14 protein-coding genes and 2 pseudogenes are annotated in these 21,581 nt (G+C 64.5%); 10 read left to right on the top strand and 6 right to left on the bottom strand.

The genetic code is table 11. The annotated features are described in order from the left end of the window. The first annotated feature begins 40 nt into the window (after positions 1-40). The 5 genes from AACP59_RS03535 to AACP59_RS03515 all read left to right on the top strand — a co-directional run bounded on the left by AACP59_RS03535 (position 41) and on the right by AACP59_RS03515 (position 9,709). Positions 41-3,559: a tetratricopeptide repeat protein gene (locus AACP59_RS03535; protein ID WP_339349889.1), complete on the top strand. Its 3,519-nt coding sequence runs from the start codon at positions 41-43 to the stop codon at positions 3,557-3,559. Continuing rightward, positions 3,552-6,137: an NAD-dependent DNA ligase LigA gene (gene ligA / locus AACP59_RS03530; protein ID WP_339349887.1), complete on the top strand. Its 2,586-nt coding sequence runs from the start codon at positions 3,552-3,554 to the stop codon at positions 6,135-6,137. Before AACP59_RS03535 ends, ligA begins: the two co-directional genes overlap by 8 nt. 104 nt (positions 6,138-6,241) lie before the next feature. Next, positions 6,242-7,408 carry an Mrp/NBP35 family ATP-binding protein gene (locus AACP59_RS03525; protein ID WP_339351185.1) on the top strand — a complete coding sequence of 389 codons (1,167 nt, stop codon included), beginning with the start codon at positions 6,242-6,244 and terminating at the stop codon, positions 7,406-7,408. 232 nt (positions 7,409-7,640) lie between these two features. Further along, complete coding sequence (locus tag AACP59_RS03520; protein ID WP_339349885.1) at positions 7,641-9,014, top strand: ABC transporter permease; 1,374 nt, start codon at positions 7,641-7,643, stop codon at positions 9,012-9,014. Positions 9,015-9,022: 8 nt separating this feature from the next. Then, complete coding sequence (locus tag AACP59_RS03515; protein ID WP_297317428.1) at positions 9,023-9,709, top strand: ABC transporter ATP-binding protein; 687 nt, start codon at positions 9,023-9,025, stop codon at positions 9,707-9,709. Between the two features lie 39 nt (positions 9,710-9,748). Here the strand turns inward: AACP59_RS03515 and AACP59_RS03510 are convergent, their stop codons facing one another. From AACP59_RS03510 to AACP59_RS03490, 5 genes are all read right to left on the bottom strand, one after another. Further along, entirely contained in the window at positions 9,749-11,047 is a 1,299-nt protein-coding gene (locus tag AACP59_RS03510) for an MFS transporter (protein ID WP_339349882.1), read from the bottom strand. Between the two features lie 189 nt (positions 11,048-11,236). Further along, a complete protein-coding gene (glnA, locus tag AACP59_RS03505) occupies positions 11,237-12,673 on the bottom strand; it encodes a type I glutamate--ammonia ligase (protein ID WP_339349880.1) in 1,437 nt (478 codons plus the stop codon). A gap of 192 nt (positions 12,674-12,865) precedes the next feature. Next, positions 12,866-13,597 (bottom strand): DUF4191 domain-containing protein, encoded by a 732-nt coding sequence (locus tag AACP59_RS03500; protein WP_339349879.1) that lies wholly within the window; start codon positions 13,595-13,597, stop codon positions 12,866-12,868. A 37-nt stretch (positions 13,598-13,634) separates the two neighbouring features. Next, positions 13,635-15,122 carry a dihydrolipoyl dehydrogenase family protein gene (locus AACP59_RS03495; RefSeq protein WP_339349877.1) on the bottom strand — a complete coding sequence of 496 codons (1,488 nt, stop codon included), beginning with the start codon at positions 15,120-15,122 and terminating at the stop codon, positions 13,635-13,637. A gap of 179 nt (positions 15,123-15,301) precedes the next feature. Then, complete coding sequence (locus tag AACP59_RS03490) at positions 15,302-15,940, bottom strand: DUF3043 domain-containing protein (RefSeq protein WP_297316736.1); 639 nt, start codon at positions 15,938-15,940, stop codon at positions 15,302-15,304. Positions 15,941-15,993: 53 nt separating this feature from the next. Between AACP59_RS03490 and AACP59_RS03485 the strand changes: the two genes are divergently transcribed. The 5 genes and pseudogenes from AACP59_RS03485 to AACP59_RS09485 all read left to right on the top strand — a co-directional run bounded on the left by AACP59_RS03485 (position 15,994) and on the right by AACP59_RS09485 (position 20,773). After that, positions 15,994-17,361: a dipeptidase gene (locus AACP59_RS03485; RefSeq protein ID WP_339349875.1), complete on the top strand. Its 1,368-nt coding sequence runs from the start codon at positions 15,994-15,996 to the stop codon at positions 17,359-17,361. 185 nt (positions 17,362-17,546) lie between these two features. Beyond that, positions 17,547-18,230 (top strand): ECF transporter S component, encoded by a 684-nt coding sequence (locus AACP59_RS03480; protein WP_339349874.1) that lies wholly within the window; start codon positions 17,547-17,549, stop codon positions 18,228-18,230. Continuing rightward, positions 18,227-18,835 (top strand): annotated as a pseudogene (locus AACP59_RS09495) (ABC transporter ATP-binding protein); the annotation flags it as partial. The gene AACP59_RS03480 and the pseudogene AACP59_RS09495, both read left to right, overlap by 4 nt. Continuing rightward, positions 18,809-19,732, top strand: a pseudogene (locus AACP59_RS09585) (ATP-binding cassette domain-containing protein); the annotation flags it as partial. The pseudogenes AACP59_RS09495 and AACP59_RS09585, both read left to right, overlap by 27 nt. 42 nt (positions 19,733-19,774) lie before the next feature. Further along, on the top strand, positions 19,775-20,773 hold the full coding sequence (locus AACP59_RS09485) for an energy-coupling factor transporter transmembrane component T family protein (protein WP_370465984.1): 999 nt from the start codon (positions 19,775-19,777) through the stop codon (positions 20,771-20,773). Positions 20,774-20,929: 156 nt separating this feature from the next. Here AACP59_RS09485 and AACP59_RS03470 read toward each other — a convergent pair whose 3' ends face one another. After that, entirely contained in the window at positions 20,930-21,550 is a 621-nt protein-coding gene (locus tag AACP59_RS03470; protein ID WP_297316739.1) for a superoxide dismutase, read from the bottom strand. Between the last annotated feature and the right edge of the window lie 31 nt (positions 21,551-21,581).

Raw genomic sequence — 21,581 nt, 5'->3', positions numbered from 1 at the left:
TATAAGCGACATGTCTGGATGAATTGGGACAATTGTGAACATGTCCAAGAGCGTGAACAAGTCCGACGGCCTGGGGGATTTTTCGAGGAAGGCACGTTCCCTGTGGTCGGCCCTGGCGGGGAAGGTCGAGGACTTCCTGGACGGGGAAAACCCGGATAACAACCAGCCCTTGAGTGCTACGGTCAGGAAGGCCGCCCGGGCATACGCTCAGAACGGCGGGCGCCCCGACGAAGCCTTCATGCATGATCTCCTGACTTCGAGCAGCCACCAATTGGGACCCATGGTCAAGCGCCACCTTTTCCCCGAGATTCAAGGGGTGCCCGAGGGATTGACCCTGGGATGGGTCCAATGGCCCAGGACCAGGGGGAGGTTCTTCTCGCTCGGGGTCTTTACGGATCGTTCCCACTTCGTCCAGGTTGCCCTGGCCGACGACCACGGTAGGGTCTTCGTCGGTCAGCAGGTGCAGATGGACGTGCAGAACCAGGAACCGGCCTTCATGCTGGGCAGGGAGCAGGAGATATCCCTGCCCTACGGCAGTCGTTTCGGGCGCCGGGAAGGAGATCGGCAGGCCCCTGCCGTCCACGCCCTCCAGGGCGGCATCGTGGGCAGGGACCAGGGGGGAAACCTCTGCTGGTTGGCTTCCTGGCTCCGTTATGACGGTTGCTACACCCTGGAACAACTCCGTCCGCAGCTGCCTCCCGACCTGCGCTTCAATCTGGAATACCGGGATGCGGTGGCCATCTCGTTCTTCACGGCATACCTGCTGCCCCACATCCAGGGGGTCTTCACCGGGTTCGGCTCCGGGAACATCTTCCACCGCCTCAACCGCGAGGCGCCCATGGGGGCCATCCGCCGCAGCGTCCAGGACACGGTTCGGGCCCGTTCCAGCGGGCAGCGTGTATCGGGTCTGGAGGATCTCTTCTCCGATCTGATGCGGGAGGCCGGCGCCCTGAACGAGGTTCCGGGACTTGAGGCCGTCCACGGGGCCGAACCCCTCCACCTGTATGCCTCCTCCTATTCCGGGGCCTACTTCCTGACCTGGGACAACGGCTTGGAGTTCTCCGCCGCCCTCCGGGCCCTGCAGATCGAGGGGAATCTGAACAGATTCGCCTCCGTCAGCGCCTGGCTGGAGCGTAATGCAAGCCTGGGCATCTATCCCAACGAGGACACGGTGACCAGGGTCCAGGCCGCCCGGCTGGACCAGGCCCTCATGGACGATCCGGCCATTGCGGCCCTGTTGCGGTCGGGTGACCTGGACAGGGACTTCGACCCTGTACACGATGACGGGCGGACGGCCCTGAACGGCATTCTGTCCAAGGCGGCGGCCACCGCCGCCAAGGTCCGTCAGGAGGCTCCGCAGGCCCTTCCGGTCCGGGCCGACCAGGGGGATGGGCAGGTCACCTCCTCGGAGTGGGTCTACCGACAGACCTTCTCCATGCTGATCCGCAGCCTTCGTCTCCCCTTCCGCTTCGATGTGGAGTTCCGTTCCAACCTGGAGGAGGGGCAGGTGGCCATCGCCTTCACATCCGCCGGACGGGCCATGATGCCCACCAGCAGATATGACGATGACAGGCATGCCTGGGTGAATCTGGACGATGACCACAGGGCCGCCATGAGCGCCGACTACAACCTACGGGTGGGTCTGATCATGGCCGCTCTGGCCTTCGGCGTGGATCCCTCCATCCGTCAGGTCAGCCTGCAGATCGATTCCATCGGCCTGGAGGAGGCGGTGGACGAGCAGAACTCCGCCATCCGCGCCATGATGGGCCAGGCCCTGGAGGCCTTCGAGCGGATGCGGTCCGGTGACATGGGGTCCACGGGGTCCAAGGCGGATCCCAAGGATGGCGATGTTCATGGTGACCCCACCCATCCGATCGTCTCCGAGGCCGTGCCCCCCCAGGAGAGGGCCCCTGGAACCCGCGCCCGGGCCGGTGAGGAGCCTCCGGCAGAGGGCGATGAGGCCCAGGAGCCACAGCAGGACCAGGATCATGGGCAGACCTCCGATGATTCCCAGGGCGATAGGCCCATCAACACCGAGGATGAGGGAGAGGTCAACAGGGAGTTCAAGGACCTGATCCAGGGGGTGGACCTGGACGAGACGGCCTTTGCCCGGCCCTCCAGCCAGAACCCCACCCAGGGTTCTGACGGTGACGCCGACATGGCACCCACGGGTGTCTTGCCTGACCATTCCCGGGATGAGGCCGCCGATCAGAATCCGATGAGCACCCTCCAGAGCAATCCGACGGTCCGCAACCTGGTCACCGTCACCTTCAGCCGGGAACTCTTCCTCTCCCGGATCAGACAGTCGGGCATCACCGACCCCAAGTCCGTCTTCAGCTTCTTCGATGCGGCCATGGAGGTCACCCACGAAGGGGGCCTGGCACCGGTCGATGCGGATTTCGACATGCGGGACGAGCGGTTCTCGCCACGGGCCTCCCAGGAGGAACCCGAATTCTCCGAAACCAACTTCACCCCCCAGGCGGCCCAGGTCCTCGGGGTCGACCATGCCGTGGGCCTGTCCATCCAGCGGGCCGACCTCCTGCAGCGGGCCCTGGGGCTCTTCCACGAGCTCAGTGGCAACCAGCACATGTCCTCGGCCGTCAAGGCCCAGGAGGCCACGCGGATCATCAAGGAGATCGCCGATCCGGAGCTGGACCAGCTGGCCCCCCTGGTGGCCTCCGCCATGATCGACGAGACCAAGGTTCCCGACTTCGATTTCGCCCTCTCCTCCCGGCTCGACAAGGAGAGGATCCAGGCCAGGGATCTCCTCTTCTCCGGAGCCACCTCCCAGGCCATCCAGGTGGAGCAGGCCGCCATCGACCGGATGGATGCCTTCTTCTCGACCGGCAACCGCGTGCCGCGCTACTTCAACTCCTATGCGGAACGTGTGGTCTACAACCGGCTTTTCGCCACGCCGGGGGAGCAGACCCTCCTGATTCCGGACAACCTCTTCTATGCCCACCTGGAGATAGCCGATGTCCTCTCCCAGCTCAAGGAGGACCAGGCCGCCCTGCAGCATCTGAACGCCATGGTGGCATATGCCCCCGCGTATCCGCTCTCCCACCTGAAACTGGCCGTCCTCCTGGCCAACCGGGAGGACTGGGATTCGGCCCGGGCAGCCACCTTGAACGCCCTGCGGGTGGCCCTGGACAGGGATGACGCCTCCTTCGCCTACTACCGCCTGGCCTATGCCTCATGGATGCGTGATGAGTTCGACGTGGCTGCGGCCGCCTATATCATGAGCGAGCACATCAGTCCCGACAGGATCCCGGCCCTGAAGGGGGAGCTGGCCGAGCTGAGGGGCCGGGCGCACTCCCAGTGCATGGTCCTGCCGGAGGATTTCGACTCGGCCCGCGCGGTCCTGGCCGAACACGGCCTGCCGGTCTGGCCCCATACCGAGGTCGCCGCCATCGTGCGCGATGCGGCACGGGTCTGCGTGGATGGAGGCATGTTCGTCCCGGCCCGGACCCTGTCAATGGCGGCCGCGAGGATGAACGATGACGATAATGAAGGTGTTGACGTGGTACAGGCACAATTCATGAGGTCACTCAATGCATGACGAAGAAGACGAACAGACAGCCGGCGGCAGACAGGCGGGGGCCGCGTCCGAAGAACGACCGGCGATAGGCAGCGACCGTTGGATATCATCCCTCCGACCGGATGACGCCGATGCCATGCGGCTGGGTGAACTGGATACCGCCTCCCTGAGCGCCGAGCAGGCCCAGCGTCTTTGGTCCAGGTTGGCCGCCTGGGTGGAGTCCGACCAGATCGCCTACTACATCGACGATGCCCCCGTCTCCTCCGATGCGGCCTATGATGCCAGGATTCGCTGCCTCCAGGAGCTGGAATCGAGCTTCCCGAGCCTGGACACCCCCCAGTCACCCACCCACCGGGTCGGCGGGACCTTCTCCAACGACTTCACCTCCGTGCGCCACCCCTCCCAGATGCTCAGCCTGGATGACGTCTTCAGCATCGCCGAGCTCCGGCAATGGTACGACGGGCTCCGTAAGGATCTGGACTGGCCCGAGGGCAAGCCCCTTCCCATGACCAGTGAGGTCAAGATCGACGGTCTGGCCCTCAACCTCCTCTACCATAACGGGGTACTGGAGCAGGGGCTGACCAGGGGTGACGGGGTGACCGGCGAGGACATCACCCTGAATGTCAGGACCATCCAGACCATCCCGCAGAACCTGTCGGGTCCGGCCAGGGACATCCCCGAATTCGTGGAGGTCCGCGGTGAGGTCTTCATGCGGTTCGACGACTTCAATGCCCTGAACGAACAGCAGGAGAAGGAGGGCAAGGCCCCCTTCGCCAATCCGCGCAATGCCGCCGCCGGCTCCCTCAGGCAGAAGGATCCACGTATCACGGCCAGCCGCCGGTTGAGCTTCTACGCCCATGGTCTGGGTTCCCTGCGGTGGGGGTCGGCCCATCCCAAGGGGTCCCACGACGAGGTCATCGACCAGTCCCAGGCGTATGACCTCTACCAGCAGTGGGGGATTCCGGTCTCCCCCCACAACAGGGTCGTCACCTCCTTCGATCAGATCCTGGACATGATCGACCACTATGGCCAGCACCGCAACGACATCGAGCACGCCCTGGACGGGATCGTGGTCAAGCTCCAGGACAGGGACCTGCAACGCAGGCTGGGTGCCACCTCCCGTGCTCCCCGTTGGGCCATCGCCTACAAGTACCCGCCCGAGGAGGTCAACACCCGGCTCCTGGACATCACCGTCCAGGTGGGCAGGACCGGGCGTATCACCCCCGTGGCCATCCTGACCCCGGTCACCGTGGCCGGATCCACGGTCTCACGCACCACCCTCCACAACGCCTCGGAGGTCAAGCGCAAGGGCATCCTGATCGGCGACACGGTCGTGGTCCGCAAGGCTGGCGACGTGATTCCCGAGCTGGTGGGCCCCGTCATGGAGGCCCGGAAGGGTCGGGAAAAGGACCTGAAACCCTTCGTCATGCCCCAGACCTGCCCCAGCTGCGGTGCCCGCCTGGCCCCGGCCAAGGAGGGGGACGTGGACATCCGCTGTCCCAACGTGGAATCCTGCCCGGCCCAGCTGACCGAGCGGGTCATCCACATGGCCTCCCGGAAGGCCCTGGATATCGAGCATCTGGGGGAGCAGAGCGCCATAGCCCTGACCAATCCCGACGAGAACCGTCCCGACTCGGTCGATGTCTACGCCCCCGGCCTGCGTGAGGTCCTGGTGGACCAGGGGGGCCAGGCGGCCCCCTACCAACCGGCCCCCGACCTTGAGCTGCCGCCCCGGCAGGATCCCGTCCTGACCAGCGAGGCCGGCCTCTTCGATCTGAAGGTGGAGGACCTGCGTCATGTCTACGTCTGGCGCGAGGTTCCCCTGATGGAGCAGACGGAGGTCGAGGGCAGGGAGGGCCGCACCACCACGAAGCGCCGGGCCGGTGGCAGCGGCCTCTGGTACCGGGTGCCCGCCTTCTACAACCTTCCCAAGGGTGACCAGGCCGCCCAGGGCGACCGGGCCATGAACAACCATGAGGCCCAGGCCCAGGACGCGGCCCTGGGCAAGGTCGATGCCGAACCCTCCAGGAACACCCTGCAGATGCTCCAGGAGATCGACAAGGCCAGGCATGCCGACCTGTGGAGGGTCCTGGTGGCCCTGTCCATACGGCACCTCGGGCCGACCTCGGCCCGGGCCATCGCCACCCGTTTCCCGTCGCTGGATGCTGTTGAGCATGCCGGGGTGGAGGAGCTCTCCGAACTGGACGGGGTGGGCCCTGAGATCGCCTCCTCGATAGCCGACTGGTTCGCCGGTGCCCGCCGGCCGGGTGACTGGCGCGGCAGGATCCTGGATGCCTGGCAGGCAGATGGCGTGGGCTCCCACGTGGAGCGCAGCACCAAGCCCCAGGCCCTGAAGGGGATGACCGTCGTGGTCACCGGCAGCCTGGAGGACTTCTCCCGGGATTCGGCCAAGGAGGCCATCGTCGAGCGCGGGGGCAAGGCCTCAGGGTCGGTCAGCAAGAAGACCACCTATGTGGTCATTGGTGCCAATCCGGGATCCAAGGCCGAGAAGGCCGAGAGCCTGGGTCTGCCCATCCTGGACGAGGCGGCCTTCCACCGTCTTCTGGACACGGGAAATCCTGAGGGGCAGGGCGAGTAGAACAAGGATTGAACCGGCTCTTCGCAATATCCGACCAGTCCCGGTCTGGAAGTGCGCACTGGTATCAGGCTATGGTGGGCGGCATGGTTCAAGAGCAGTCTGGAATGGAAAACGGTGGTAGTGCGGTGGACGACCAAACGGATTGGGAGGATTTCCCCCGTCGGATCAAGGGCGAGGTCTTCGAGCGCCTGAGCAAGGTGATCGATCCGGAGCTGGGCCGGTCCATAACCGACCTGGGCATGATCACCGACATCGTCGTGGTGCCGCGTCGGGACAACGCCGATGCCGACTATGACGTGACGGTCAGGGTGGAGCTGACCATCAAGGGGTGTCCGCTCTCCCAGACCATCACCAACCAGATCAACGGGGCGGTCTCGTCCTACCCCCGGGCCCGGCTGAGTTCGCACATCGATGTGTCGTCCATGAGCGAGGAGAAACTGAACAACCTGGTTGCCGATCTGAAGGCCGCCAGGCGAAGCAACCCCTTCAACAGGCCCGGTGTCAAGACCCGCATCTTCGCCATCGCCTCGGGCAAGGGGGGAGTGGGCAAGTCGTCGGTCACCGTCAACCTGGCGGCCACCCTGGCCGCACTGGGCTATGACACGGCCGTGATCGATGCGGACATATACGGGTTCTCCCTTCCGGGTCTGTTCGGGGTGGACACCCAGCCCACGAACCTGAACGGGATGCTGATGCCGGTGACCTCCTGGGGGGTCAAACTGATCTCCATCGGCATGTTCGCCGGGGCCGACCGGGCCATCCTCTGGAGGGGGCCCCGCCTGCAGCGTTCCCTGGAACAGTTCCTAGCGGACGTATGGTGGGGCGATCCTGACGTCCTCCTGCTCGATCTTGCGCCGGGCACCGGAGACATGGCCCTGTCGGTGGCCCAGGCCCTGCCCAACAGTGAGCTGGTGGTGGTCACCACTCCCCAGCCCTCCGCATCCGACGTGGCTGTCCGTTCCGGCCTGGTGGCACTCCAGATCCCGACCCGGGTCCGTGGCGTGGTGGAGAACATGTCCTGGTATGAGCACAAAGGCGAGCGTCTGCACATCTTCGGGGAGGGGGGCGGTCAGCGTGTCTCCGACCAGCTGACCGAGGCCCTGGGGTACCAGGTGCCCCTCCTGGAGCAGCTTCCCCTCCAGCCGGAGGTGCGCACGGTAGGGGAGTCGGGACGGCCTGTGGTCCTCAAGGAGGACGGGTCCCTGGACGGGTCTGACCTGTCCAGGAGGTTCGTGAACCTGGCCAGGTCACTCATGGGTGGCGGTGTGTAATCGGTCTGGCCGACTTCCCGGCAGGTATCGGGGTGATGCGGCCGGCAGGTCCTCATGCTCGATTATTGGGCACTCGGGAGTGGTGAGAATTTCTTATTATCCCTGAATTTGAGCTGAAAATGACCACCTCTCAGAAAACGTCCAGTTTGCTTAAAGCAAATTCCAGTCCCTTCTCATATAGCGTCGGAACCTGCCGAATACGGGCAGCGGATCCTACCGAAAGGGACCTGATTTGTACATCATCACCAATGCAATGAAGAATATCCGGAGGTACCGGGGGCGCGGCCTCCTTTTCGCCGGCACTGCCCTCTCCATCATCGTCATCTGCACCATGGGCGTGCTGATCAGGAATGCCTCGGGCTCCCTCATCCAGGGGTACCACGGGCAGTTCGGGTCCAAGGTGACCCTGGCACCGGACATGGCCAAGGCCACCCAGGGCAAGGTCAGGCAACCCACCACCGCCCAGTACCTGGAGTTCGGCAGGTCCCGGCTTCTCCGGAAGGTCGTCTATACGGCCCACATGTCGGGAAACGTCAAGGGGCTGACCATGCTCGATGAAGAGCAGGACCAGGACCAGGGGATCCCCATGGGCGGCCCGGCGGGCATGACCGAGATGCCCAAATCCAGCCTGGTGGGGTACAGCGACCCCTCCATCAGCGAGGACTTTGCCAACGGCAAGCGCCACATCGTGGAGGGGCACAGGTACTCGGGCGACCATGACTGCCTGATCAGTCAGGAGCTGGCCAGACTCAACCACCTCAAGGTGGGTGACACCGTCACCTTCACCAGCCTGGATTCGAGTGACAAGGGCTTCCCTCTGCGCATTGCGGGCATCTACTCCGATTCCGTCATGAGTGGCCAGGCCCAGCAGCAGTTCAAGACCCCCATGCTCAACCGGGGCAACGAGGTCATCACCTCCCGGCAGACCGCCGAGAAGATGCCGGCCTTCGCCAAGCAGGGCTACCTGGATCCCAGGTTCTACCTGAAGAACCCGGACCAGCTCGATGCCTTCCGCAAGGAGCTGAAGGCCAAGGGACTGCCGGACGATTTCAAGGTCAGCACCGATGAGGCAGCCTACCGGAAGGTGGTGGCACCGGTGGAGAGCCTGCGCAGGCTGGCGACCATTTTCCTGGCCCTGGTCCTGGTCCTTGGCGGGTTGGTCCTGCTCTTCCTCTGCCTGATGGCCATGCGTTCCAGGGCCTATGAGATCGGTGTCCTGCGTGCCGTAGGGATGAAGGGGTGGAAGGTCTCCCTGGGCTTGATCAGCGAGACAGTCGCCATGGTGGCCGTCTGCCTGGTCCTTGGATTGGGCATCGGCACGGCCGCGGCCCAACCCCTGGCCGACTCCCTCCTGACCGGGCAGCAGGAATCCAGCGCCCAGGCGGAGAAGACGGATGGGAACGGTGGACCGACCAACATCGTCATGGCCGGGCAGCCCACCAGCCAGCCGGATCTGAAACCGGCCACAATCAATCCGGGGATGGACGCATCAACCCTGGCCCAGATCTCCGGGGTATCCATGGGCATGGTGGTCCTGTCCGGTTTGGTGGGGATGGTCTCGGTCAATCGTTGCCAGCCCAGAAAACTCCTCTCGGAAGGGAAGTGAGGAAAACAATGGACATCATTGCTTTGGAGAACGTCTCCTACAGGTACAGCAAGCAGAGCAGGATGGTCCTCGGCGGGATCAATGCAGGATTCCGTAAGGGTGACCTGACCTGCATTATGGGCAGGTCAGGGGCGGGTAAGACCACCCTCCTCTCCCTCCTGGCGGGGCTGGACACGGCCTCGGGCGGACGGGTGCTCTACATGGGTGCGGACCTGGCCGACATGGACAGGGACCGGTACCGCGCCAGGCAGATCGGTACGGTCTTCCAGGGGTACAACCTGCTCAACAGGGCCAGCGCGGTCGAGAACATCGTCCTGTCCATGCAGATCAGCGGGGTGAAGGATCGGCGAAAGACCGAATCGGCTCTGGCCCTGCTCGAACGGGTGGGCATCGACGGGACGACAGCCCGGCGTCAGGTCTCCAACCTGTCGGGAGGGGAGCAGCAGCGTGTGGGGATAGCCCGTGCCCTGGCCCACGATCCGGTTGTGATCATCGCCGACGAGCCGACCGGCAGCCTGGACGGGGAAACGCGCACCAAGATCATGGACATACTGGTGGATCTGGCCCACAATGACGACAAGTGCGTGATTGTGGTCACCCACTCGAAGTCCGTGGCCAAGCGGGCCGACGAGTTGTGGAACCTGAACTGGGGCACCCTGAAACGGGCCGAGGCCCCGGCCGGCGGCACGGGCTGAGCCGTGGGTCCCCTGCCTGCCCTGGTTCCGCCCCTGCAGCTATCGGTTGCGGGAGGGGATGAAGAGGAACCAGGGCAGGCTCAGGACCACCAGTCCTATGGCGCACATGTACAGGAGGGGGATGGTCTCACGCCCGTTCAGCACATAGGAGGCGAACATGGGGCCCACGATGTATCCCAGGGATGTGGCCGTGTTGAGCATGCCGAAGAGCCGACCGCTGTAGGCCGGTCCCGCCAGTTCGGCCACCACGACGGGCTGGGAGATCCCCATCAGTACCTCACCCAGTCCGAAGATCATGATTCCCAGGGAGGCCGCGGCCAGGGCCCCGGCAGAGGTCGACAGTCGAAGCCCCAGGACGATGATGACCCATGCGGCTGCCCAGAAGATCGGCACCGTGCGCAGGAGGCGGACATGGTTGACGTTCTTCAACCTGGGCAGGAGGATGACGTTCATGATGACCACGGAGAAGGTGTTGACCACATCCACCACGGAGAGTGACCACCGGGGGATGTGGGGGTTAGAAATCAGCGTGGTCACCAACCCCGCATCGAACTGGGAGTATCCGAACAGATCCATGAAGAAGGTTCCGCAACAGAGCAGTCCCATGATCGCCACGATGTAGGTCAGGGACCGGGTGCTGCCGCCGCAGGTACCGCCTGGTGCAGCCTCCTCCTTCTTGTCGCCGTTCCGTGCGCGGGCTTCCTTCGTTCCCTCCTCCTGGACCTCGATCTTGAGACGGGCGGTCAGCCGCCGCAGGCCATAGTGGCGTTCGATCAGGAGGAGGGAGAGACTGACCAGGGCGAAGCCCAGGGCGCGCACCCCGAATCCCCACCGGTAGAGGTGGTCCTGCCCGCCGGCCGCCAGGAGTCCGCCGACCGCGGCCCCCAGCCCGATGCCCAGGTTGAGCTCGGCCTGGTTGATGCCGTAGACGATCCGTCGCTGATCGCTGGTCGATATCTGCGTCAGGATGCTCTCCCAGGAGGTTTCCATTCCCATGCCCAGGCCGGAGATCAAGGCCCCGATCACGCCCATGGTGTAGTCGTGGGCCAGAACGAAGATCAGGGGGCCGATGACGGAGAAGATCATGGCCGTGTGCATGGCCAGCCAGGAGGACCGGCGGTCTGAGACCCATCCGATGATCGGGTTGGAGATGAGGGTGCCGATCGAGCTGACGGTGACCAGGAGGGTGGCCTCGCTCATGGTGGCCCCCAGGGCCTGGGTGGCGAAGAGGAGTTCGATCGGCATGACCAGGCCGATGCCGAAGTTGCACACCATATCGACCATCAACATGGTTCTCAGATAGACGGGTAGATTCATGAATTCCCGCAGCCAGAGCACAGGCCACCTCCATTGTATGCGTGCATGTCGTGACCGGCTCCATAGCCCCACTACGTGTCAAGCATTCAGGAGGGGCTGGACGGGGCGCGCCAGGGGGGGGGGGCGTCCTTGCGCCGGGGAAGGCAAAGACCCCCGGCGGGTCTCCGCCGGGGGTCGGTCTCATCCGGGTCCAGTCGGCCCGGGTGCGTTTCAGATGTGGAAGTAGAGTTCGTACTCCAGGGGGGTGGGGGCCAGGCGGGCCTGGTCGAGTTCACCCCGCTTCAGATCCAGCCAGGTCTCGATCAGGTCATCGGAGAAGACGTCGCCCTCACTCAGGAAGTCATGGTCCTCCTCCAGGGCGTTCAGGGCCTCCTCCAGGGAGCCGGGAACCTGCTTGATCTGGTCGTGCTCCTCCGGGGGCAGCTCGTAGAGGTCCTTGTCCACGGGTGCCGGGGGCTCGGTGTGGTTGAGGATGCCGTCCAGGCCGGCCATGAGCTGGGCCGAGAAGGCCAGGAAGGGGTTGCAGGAGGGGTCGGGCGCCCGGAACTCGATGCGCTTGGCGGCGGGGGAGGTGCCGGCCAGGGGGATGCGGATGGCGGCGGAACGGTTCCTGGCCGAATAGACCAGATTGACCGGGGCCTCGTAGCCGGGGACCAGCCGCTTGTAGGAGTTCATCGAGGGGTTGGTGAAGGCCAGGACCGAGGAGGCGTGCCTGATCAGTCCGCCCACATACCAGCGGGCGATGTCGGAGAGGCCGCCGTAGCCCCTCTCGTCGTAGAAGAGGGGCTTGCCATCCTTCCAGAGGGACTGGTGGCAGTGCATCCCGGTCCCGTTGTCGCCGGCGATGGGCTTGGGCATGAAGGTGGCCGCCTTGCCGGCCAGGGCCGCGGTCTCGTGGACCACGTACTTGTACTTCATCAGGTCGTCACCGGCGTGCAGGAGGGTGTTGAACCGGTAGTTGATCTCCTGCTGACCGGCTCCGCCCACCTCGTGGTGGGCACGTTCCAGGATCAGACCTACCTTCTGCAGGTTGGCGACCATGTCGTCGCGCAGGTCCTGGTAGTGGTCAATCGGGGGAACGGGGAAGTACCCTTTCTTTACGCGGTTCTTGAAGCCGATGTTCTCGGACCCGTCGTCCTCGATTTCGGCACCCGAGTTCCAGGGGGCCTCGATGGAGTCGACCTCGTAGAAGGACCGCTGCATGCTGTTCTCGAAGCGCACCTTGTCGAAGATGAAGAACTCCGCCTCGGGGGCGAAGGAGGCTGTGTCGGCGATGCCGGTCGACTTCAGGTAGGCCTCGGCCTTGGAGGCGATCTGCCTGGGGTCGCGGGAGTAGGGCTCGTCGGTCAGCGGGTCGACGATCGAGAAGGCCACATCCAGGGTCTTGTGCTTGCGGAAGGGATCCAGGTAGGCGGTTTCCGGATCAGGAATCAGCTTCATGTCCGATTCGTTGATGGCCTGGAAACCCTGGACGGAGGAGCCGTCGAAGGCCATGCCGTCCGTGAAGGCGTCCTTGAGGAACTCGCTGGCGGGAACGGTGAAGTGTTGCTGGACACCGATCAGGTCGGTGAACCTGACGGAGACGTACTCCACGCCCTCCTGATTGATCACAGCTTCACAGTCGGCCTTTGACTTCAGTTCTGTCACTGAACTGCTCCTTTCATGAAATCCGTTATAGTCATACAGTCTAAGAGACCCGAGTTTTCGCCAATCCGCAACTTAGGTTACGGGGTTGTTTCGTACCCGCGAAACGGTAACACCGGCGTGACAGGCTCTGATACGGAAAAACCCGACACTGAACACTGAGGGTCGGTGTCGGGGGTGGATGCATGGGCTCGGTCAGCGGCCGCGCATGGCCTTGCGGCTGACATGAACCTTGGTGGGGTCGATGCCCTTTGGCATGCCCAGTGCGCTCTGGCGCTTCTGGAGGGTGATCAGACGCTCGTTCAGGATCGCCAGCTCGTCGGACGTCATTCTGGCCTTCTTCCTGATGACCTCTCGCTGCAGCTTGTTCAACGGCACCTGCTTGGGGCCCTGACCGACACTGATCATATAGATGGGAATGTCGGAACCCTGGGTGATGCGTCGGATCTTCTCCTCCTCGCGCCTCATGGCCTTGGTCACCCTGGCGTAGTCGCCCTCACCAACCAGGTAGACGCCGGTACGGCCGGTGCCGCGCCAGATGGCGTCCTTGGTCTTGGCGTCGATCCAGACGGGGTCCTGGGGGAACCTGAAGCCGGCCCTGGAGATGTTGCCCAGTACCGCGGCCGCCGCACCTGGGCGGCCCTCCATCTTGGCATAGCCCACCCTGTCGGAGCGGCGGGTCAGGGTCATCGTGGCCAGGAGGAGACCCACCATGATGCCCAGAAGGACAAAGAGGATCCAGCTCAACCAGCCGACGTGGAAGATGAAGCAGACCGTGACGGCCACCGCGGTAGGCACCAGGATGGCCCCCAGGAGGAGCCAGGGCAGGGCCTTGTCCTCGGCATAGGTGAATTGGAAGATCTTTCTGATCTGGGAAATCGTGCCCTTCTTCTTTTTCGGCTTCTTGGCCCTATCCTCTTGTGCCATACCATCCTCACTTGGAAACATTCACTGGTTGACCAGTCTACCGCATGTTCAGGGGTCGTTCGTCGGCTTTGAGCAGAGCTTCGCCTATGGCTTCGCTGAAGGTCGGATGGGGATGGATCAGACCCGCCGCCCGGTCCAGGGGGACCCGGTTGCCCACCAGCTGCTGAATTTCGGCGATGTTCTCCGAGGCCTGGGGGGAGACCACCTCCAGGCCGACAACGATCCGGGTGTCCAGATCGGAGGAGGGGCAGGCCGTGACCAGGCTCAGGGTGCCCTGGTACCCGCTCATCCGCATGCGCGAGTTGGCCTGCATGGGGTATATGGTCTCCTCGACCTGATTCAGGGTGGGGTCGTCCTGGGCCTCCTGCCTGGTGTAGCCCACCGAGGCCGCCTGGGGGGACGAATAGACCACCTGGGGGATGGTGGATTCCCTGACCGGCTCGGGGTCAAGGCCGGCCGCGGCCTCGGCCAGGGTGATGCCCTGCTGGAAGGCCCGGTGGGCCAGGTGGTGGCCCGGGGTGATATCGCCCAGGGCCCAGACGCGTTCACGGCTGGTTCTGCCCTGGGAATCGGTCAGAATCTGCCCGGATTCGTCGGTGTCGATACCCAGACCCTTCATCCAGTCCTGATCGGTCTGGGGGTCCCTGCCGATGGCGGCCAGGACCAGGTCGGTCTCCAACCGTGCCGCATCCCCTTCGCCTTGGGTGGGACCGTAGGTGACGGTCAGGGGTTTGTCGGCGCCGGAATCGGAGATTGACCTGCAGGTGGAGCCGGGGATGATGATGAAGCCCTGACGTTTCAGTTCCCGGGTCATGACCAGACCGGTCCGCCGCCCCCAGTGGGAGAGGACCCGGTCGCGACGGATCATCAAGGTGACCTCGGCACCGGCCTGGTGCCAGATGGTGGCGAATTCCAGGGCCACGTCCCCTGCACCGACCACCAGGACGCGTTTGGGGAAGGGCTTGAGCTGCAGGGCCCTGTCGGAGTCGATGACCCGGTTGCCGAAGGGGATGCCCGGCAGGGGGCGCGACCTGGAGCCCATGGCCAGGACCGTGTCGCAGGTGGTCAGTCGGCGGGTGGAACCATCGGGTGTCTCGACCGCAACAAGGCCGTCACCGACGATGGACCCCTCTCCCCGGATCAGGTCCACCTTCCGTTGGGCGAGGAGCTGGGCAAGTCCGCCGGTCATGGCTCCGACCATCTCGTCCTGGTAGGCGGCCAGGCGCTGGTAATCGATGCCCTGGGCCCGGACCCGGATGCCCATGGATGCGCCCAGGGCCGCCTGCTCCAAGACCTGTGTGGCGGTCAGGAGGGCCTTGGTCGGGATGCACCCCCGGTTCAGGCAGGTTCCGCCCGGTATGGGGTCGCGCTCGATCAGGGCCACCCGGGCCCCGAGCTCCGCAGAACGCAGGGCCGCGGAATACCCGCCTGGCCCTGACCCGATGATGATGACGTCGTACTGACGTTTGGAACTGTTCAAAGGGTCCGACGAAACGGAATCAATGCCATCTTCTGCTTGGTTCATAGTTGCCCATGCTAGTGGGGAAGGCGGTGCAGGGCCATGTGGTTTGCACACTGTGGGCACTTCCCGCCAACCCGGTCACTTAGCCCCGGTTCCCGGAGAAATATCAAAACCGCCCGGCCCCGGTCGGGGAGGGCGGTCTGTGATTCCCCGCAATCAGCCGGTTGTGTGCCGGTCCCGTTCTACTTTGGCCAGTTGCCGCGTTTGGGTGAGGTCGGTTTGGGGACCCGCCAACGGCGTACCATCATGGCCCGCTGCCAGGCATAGCTGGCTGAACGGGACCCTCTGGCCACGGAGCGCTCCCCGAACTTCCCGATGAGTTTGGTCTTGAGCCTGCGCCACATCAGCCAGGTATCGAGGATGCCGATGATGATGTAGACGTAGATGGCGATGGTCACGATCAGGTTGATGGTGGTCGCGGTGGCCGGGCTCGTGACGGAGCTGGTGAACAAGGATATAAACATACCCACTATAAGGACCATGATGGCCGGGAAGGACCACTCGAGCAGGTTGAACCGAGCATCCACGTAATCGCGGATGTAGACCCTCCAGGGCAGGCGTTCCGCCTTGGGCATGTGGACCACGTCCCCCGTTTTCATGGCCTCGTACTGGGCGTCCTCCCTGGCCCGGATGCGTGCCTTGGCGGCCTTGCGGCTGGCCTTGCGGTCCTTGGGAACCAGAGGGCGCAGTGTCTGGGCTTCCGCCACCTTACGTTTGGGAGTCGGTCGCCCCTTGCCCTCGGTACGGTCCCGGGTCTCCCCGGTGTCTGATTCCTGGCCCTGGGCCTTCTTGTCCTTGCCTGTGAAGGGGTTCCATGTCATGCGAACAGGTTACGGTGACGCCTAGACTCATCAGCGTTTTCAGGAGGTTGGACATGACGGATCCACGGTTGGAGGAGATTGGCAGAAGGGTGGGGTCCGACTGGACCAGGATCACCGACCTGCTCAGGGACAAGATCGCCCTGGGGTCTGTCTCCGCGAAGGGCATCACCGGTGACCACATGCGCCGTTCTGCCGAATTCGTGGCCGAGGAGCTGATCAGGGTGGGCATCGAGGCCGAAGTGGTCCAATCCACCAACAGGGATGGCACCCCGGGTGCATACGAGGTGGTCGGCTCCAGGATCGTCGACCCCGAAGCCCCCACGGTCCTCCTCTACGCCCACCACGATGTTCAGCCCGTTCCCGATCCGACCGTCTGGGACACGGACCCCTTCGTCGGGGTGGAGCGCGACGACAGGCTCTACGGGCGCGGCTCGGCCGACGACGGTGGCGGCATCGCCATCCATTCCGGAGCCCTTCATGCCCTGGGCGATGACCTCAAGGTCAACATCAGGGTCTTCATCGAAGGGGAGGAGGAGATGGGGTCCCCCAGCTTCATCCCCTTCATCGAGGCCCATAGGGAGGAGTTCGACTCCGACCTGATCATCGTGGCCGATTCGGGTAACTGGTCCGACCGCATCCCCAGCCTGACCACCTCCCTGCGGGGCAACTCCGATCTGGACGTCACGGTCAAGGTCCTGGAGCACCCGGTCCATTCGGGTCAGTTCGGCGGCCCCATCCTGGATTCCAACACCCTGGCGGCCATGCTGATCGCCTCCATGTACAACGACCAGGGCGAGCTGGAGGTCCCGGGTCTCGAGGGCGGGCAACCCATCGGTGGCCTCCAACGCGACCTGGACCCCGACCAGGTGCGCAGCGACGCCGGGGTGGTGGCTTCCTACCGTCTGGCCGGCACCGGTTCCCTGGCATCCAGGCTCTGGACCAAGCCCTCGGCATCGATCATCGGGTTCGACGCCCATCCGGTCGAGGGATCCTTCAACGTCCTGGCCGACAGCACCCGCTTCCGTATCTCCCTGAGGACGGCCCCCACCCAGCGCCCAGAGGAGGCACAGAAGGCCCTGGCCGATTTCCTGCGCTCGCATGCCCCCCTGGGTGCCCAGGTCGAGGTTTCCTACGGGGAGAACGGGATGGGATGGGCCATGGATCCGGACAGCCGTGTGGTCCGGGATGCCGAGGAGTCCATGCGCCAGGCCTTCGGATGCGATCCGGTCAACAAGGGGGAGGGTGGTTCCATCCCCTTCATTCCCGAACTCAAACGTCTCTTCCCCCGGGCCCAGGTCCTGGTCACCGGCCCGGAGGACCCCCAGGCCAATGCCCACAGTCCCAACGAGTCCATATCCCTCTACGGTCTCGAGCGCAATGTCATCGCCGAAGCCCTCCTCCTGGACCGCCTGGGGGCTTGACCAAGGCAGGTCCTAGGATGGCTGATGACACGGGGGCCGCATGCCGCAAAGCAGCGTGTGGCTGAGAGGAGGCTCAGCCTCAACCGGACGAACGTTTACCGGGCAATGCCGGCGCACGGATGTCACTCGGCCCGTGCCTGAACAGGACGCACACCCACGGGTGTGCCTACGGAAAGGCACAGATCATGAATCAGCAACAAACCCCAACCAAGGGTACCGAAGGCAGGACCGACGGGGCTCAGGGGACCATTCGCATCCATCATTCCAACCGCTGGCGGGTGGTCGACATCGCCGTGGCATCGGTCATCGGCGTGGCCAGCGCGGTCATCTACTGGGTGGTGGCCATCGTCACCACGGTGCCCTGGTCCCTCCTGGACGGGATCATCCCAGGCCTGGCCGGCATCCTCAACGGGCTCTATCTCTTCGCCGCCCCCCTGGCCATCGTCATTGTGCGTCGCCCCGGGGCGGCCATCTATGCCGAGGTGGTCGCCGCTGTCCTGGAGTCCCTCCTGGGCAGCCAGTGGGTCCCTGTCGAGGTCTTCCTGATCGGCCTCCTCCAGGGCGCCATGGCCGAGCTGGTCTTTGCCCTCTGTCGGTACCGCCGCTGGAACCTGCCCACGGTCACCCTGTCGGGGATGGCCGCCGGTTTCGGCTGCTGGCTCTACACCTTCTGCACCCACCTCCAGGCCATCAGCCTGGCCGGCCCCTATGGACTGGTTTATCTGGTGACCACCATGATCTCCGGCGCCCTCCTGGCAGGCGTCCTGGTCTGGTACCTCTACCTGGCCATCGCCCGGACCGGTGCCCTTGACCGGTTCGAGTCCGGACGCCTCCCCAGGGCGGACAAGGAAGAAGGAACCGTCGAGTGACACAAACCGACCCAGCACCATATGGGAATGATTCGGACCTGACCAGGCCGGCCGGGCTGGACCTGGTCCACTGGGGGTACCGTCATGCCTATCGGAGCCACTTCGCGGTCCGTGACCTCTCCCTGACCATTCCCGCTGGGCAACGGGTCCTCCTGCTGGGTGCCTCGGGCATCGGCAAGTCGACGATCCTGGAAGGCATCGCGGGGCTCCTTGGGGAACAGATGGGTGCCCAGGGGCTGGACGTCCCCGAGGGCCAGAACGAGCAGATCGTCGAAGTGGAGGACGCCGACGGCGGGGTGACCCAGGGAAGGATACTGATTGACGGCCACCCTGCCGGCGGGGTCGGTGGCCGGGTGGGCCTGGTCATGCAGGACCCTGATGCCCAGGCGATCTTCCAGAGGCTCGGCGATAACGTCGCCTTCGGGCCGGAGAACATGGGGGTCCCCAGGGAGGAGATCTGGCAACGTGTCCGCGAGTCCTTACGGGCAGTGGGTCTGCAGGACCTGCAGCTGACCCGGTCCACCATGCATCTGAGCGGAGGTCAGATGCAGCGCCTGGCCCTGGCCGGAGCCCTGGCCATGGAGCCGGGCCTGCTTCTCCTGGACGAACCGACCGCCAACCTGGATCCGGACGGGGTGCGGCAAATCGTCGGAGCGGTCCGTGAGGTCCTTGATCGACGTGATTCCACGATGGTCCTGGTGGAGCACCGGGCACAGCCCTGGATGGACATGATCGACAGGGTCATCGTCCTGGGTCTGGGGCCTGTGGAATCCGACCAGGGCCGGACAGGGAAGCGCGATTTCCGCCGGACCGTCATCATGGCCGATGGCACCCCGGACCAGGTCTTCTCCGACCGGGATCTGGATCTGGCGTCCCTGGGCATCTGGGTGCCCGACCCCTACAAGGGTGCCGCGGATCAGGTAGGACCGATCTCCCCGCATGCCCGGTCGGGTGGTGGCCCTGGTTCCGGCCTTGGCGACCCGATCCTGGAGACGGATGAACTGTCCGTCGGTCGTGATGGCAGGTCCATCGCCTCCGGTATCAACCTGACTTTCCGTCAGGGAGAGGTGACGGCTCTGGTCGGGGCCAATGGGGCCGGCAAGTCCACCCTGGCCATGACCCTGGCCGGCCTGATGGACCCCCTTGCCGGTCGGGTCGTCGCCTCCGACAGGTTGATCCGGGACGATGGCGATGCCCGGTCTGTAGCCGGTGGGGCTGATCCATACGCCTGGAAGTCCACCGATCTGGCCTCCCGCATCTCCTACGTCTTCCAGAACCCGGAACACCAGTTCGCCCGGGGTTCCGTCCTCGGGGAGGTCATGCTGGCCCCGCTCAGAACCGGGATGACCCAGAACCAGGCCAGGGAGCGGGCCAGAAACCTCCTGACCAGGTTCAACCTGATCCAGTACGCCAATGCCAACCCCTACACCTTGTCCGGTGGGGAGAAGCGCAGGCTGACCGTGGCCGCCGCCCTGGCCGCCGCACCCCGGGTCCTGATCCTGGACGAGCCGACCTTCGGCCAGGACAGGACCACCTGGACCAGCATGGCCCAACTGATCGACTCCCTTCGGGCGGATGGCATCTGCATCATCGTGGTCACCCACGATATGGATCTGGTCAAGGCCCTGGATGCCCGCCTTGTGTATCTCATCCCCGATCGTCCAGGAGCGGGGAAGGTCTCTGGTGGCCCGGTGCAGTCACCGGATGGTCCTGACGGGTCCCGGCCGGTACTCCTGCCCGTTGCCGCCATGGATCAGCGTGACGAGCCGCCCAGGCGGTCAAGCAGATCGGCCTACATCGCCTCCATCAACCCGGCCTTCCGCCTGATCGGGGCCTTCCTGACCGCCTTGCCCCTCCTGATCAGCCTGGACTGGGTGTCCGCCACGGTGGCCCTGGTCCTGGAACTGTTCCTCCTTATGGCTGCCGGGTTCACCCCCTTGAGGATCGTCAGATCCGCCTGGCCCATCTTCCTGGGTGCCCCGGGTTCGGCCCTGGCCATCATCCTCTATGGAAAGGCCGGCGGAGCCACCTACTGGCAGTGGGGGATGATCCATGTCACCCAGCGTTCCCTGGACCTGGCCCTGGCCACGGCCCTGCGCATCCTGGCCATAGGGATCCCAGCCATCATCACGGTTCTGGGCATTGACGCGACCGACCTGGCCGATGCCTTCAGCCAGGTCCTCCACCTGCCGGAGCGGTTTGTGTATGGAGGGCTGGCCGGATTGAGGCTTTTCTCGGTCCTCAGGGACGACTGGTCCGCCCTTTCGGCCTCAAGGAGGAGCAGGGGTCTGGGAGATGAGAACAGGTTCAAGGCCTTCTTCCCCCAGGCCTTCGCCCTCCTGGTACTCTCGATCAGGCGCTCGACCACCCTGGCCACGGCCATGGAGGCCAGAGGGTTCGGTGGCACCGAGGAACGCACCCATGCCAGGGTGTCCGATGTGGGTCCACGGGATTATGTCTATCTCCTGATCTGCCTGGCCGTACCCGTGGCGGCCCTGGCCACCGCCGCTCTGACCGGCAGGATTTCATACTTCGGTAATTGACCGGCCCGGGACGTTGGGCTCCAAGTGGTTGGTCCGGCACACGGAAGAGGCCCGGATACCGCATCCACCTGCCACTTGTCAGTGGTTTGACGGATAGGTATCCGGGCCTCTTCCCGGTAAGCTCCCAGGCCCGAGGACTGCTCGGGCGGACAGTGGTTACTTGACCAGGGTGGTGTTCAGGTTGCGGACCTCGTCGAAGCGCTTGGAGGCGTCCTCCCAGTTGACGATGTGCCACCAGGCCTTGACGTAGTCGGCCCTGACGTTCAGGTAATCCAGGTAGTAGGCATGCTCCCAAAGATCCAGAAGAACCAGCGGGAAGATGGTGACGGGCAGGTTGCCCTGGTGGTCGTACATCTGCAGGGTGACCAGGCGCTCACCCAGGGAGTCCCAGGCCAGGACGGCCCAACCGGAGCCCTGGATGCCGGCGCACATGGACTCGAAGTACTTCTTGAAGCCCTCGAAGGAACCGAACTGGTCCTCGATGGCGGCCTTGAGTTCGCCGGTTGGTTCCTGGCCGATGGAGGGGGCCATGTTCTTCCAGAAGATGGTGTGGTTCTTGTGGCCGGCCAGGTTGAAGGCCAGGTTCTTTTCCAGAAGGTTGGACTGGGCCACGTCGCCGGACTCGGCCGCATCATGGATCTGCTCCAGGGCCTGGTTGGCGCCGTTCACATAGGCCTGATGGTGCTTGTCGTGGTGGAGCTCCATGATCTTGCCTGAGACGTAGGGCTCGAGGGCCGAGTAGTCATAGGGCAGATCGGGAAGTGTGTATACGGGCATGGTGTCTCCTAACATTGCCTCCGCCGGGCAT

This window comes from Bifidobacterium indicum, from assembly GCF_036987015.1.
Taxonomy (GTDB): domain Bacteria; phylum Actinomycetota; class Actinomycetes; order Actinomycetales; family Bifidobacteriaceae; genus Bombiscardovia; species Bombiscardovia indica.
Note: the sequence above shows the minus strand (reverse complement) of the source record. Positions and strands in the feature narration are given on the sequence as shown.

Excerpts from the sequence above, each read along its gene's own strand:
- AACP59_RS03535 (WP_339349889.1), top strand. The coding sequence starts at position 41 with ATGTCCAAGAGCGTGAACAAGTCCGACGGCCTGGGGGATTTTTCGAGG.
- ligA (WP_339349887.1), top strand. The coding sequence starts at position 3,552 with ATGCATGACGAAGAAGACGAACAGACAGCCGGCGGCAGACAGGCGGGG.
- AACP59_RS03525 (WP_339351185.1), top strand. The coding sequence starts at position 6,242 with ATGGAAAACGGTGGTAGTGCGGTGGACGACCAAACGGATTGGGAGGAT.
- AACP59_RS03515 (WP_297317428.1), top strand. The coding sequence starts at position 9,023 with ATGGACATCATTGCTTTGGAGAACGTCTCCTACAGGTACAGCAAGCAG.
- AACP59_RS03500 (WP_339349879.1), bottom strand. The coding sequence starts at position 13,597 with ATGGCACAAGAGGATAGGGCCAAGAAGCCGAAAAAGAAGAAGGGCACG.
- AACP59_RS03495 (WP_339349877.1), bottom strand. The coding sequence starts at position 15,122 with ATGAACCAAGCAGAAGATGGCATTGATTCCGTTTCGTCGGACCCTTTG.
- AACP59_RS03490 (WP_297316736.1), bottom strand. The coding sequence starts at position 15,940 with ATGACATGGAACCCCTTCACAGGCAAGGACAAGAAGGCCCAGGGCCAG.
- AACP59_RS03485 (WP_339349875.1), top strand. The coding sequence starts at position 15,994 with ATGACGGATCCACGGTTGGAGGAGATTGGCAGAAGGGTGGGGTCCGAC.
- AACP59_RS03480 (WP_339349874.1), top strand. The coding sequence starts at position 17,547 with ATGAATCAGCAACAAACCCCAACCAAGGGTACCGAAGGCAGGACCGAC.
- AACP59_RS09485 (WP_370465984.1), top strand. The coding sequence starts at position 19,775 with ATGGCCCAACTGATCGACTCCCTTCGGGCGGATGGCATCTGCATCATC.
- AACP59_RS03470 (WP_297316739.1), bottom strand. The coding sequence starts at position 21,550 with ATGCCCGTATACACACTTCCCGATCTGCCCTATGACTACTCGGCCCTC.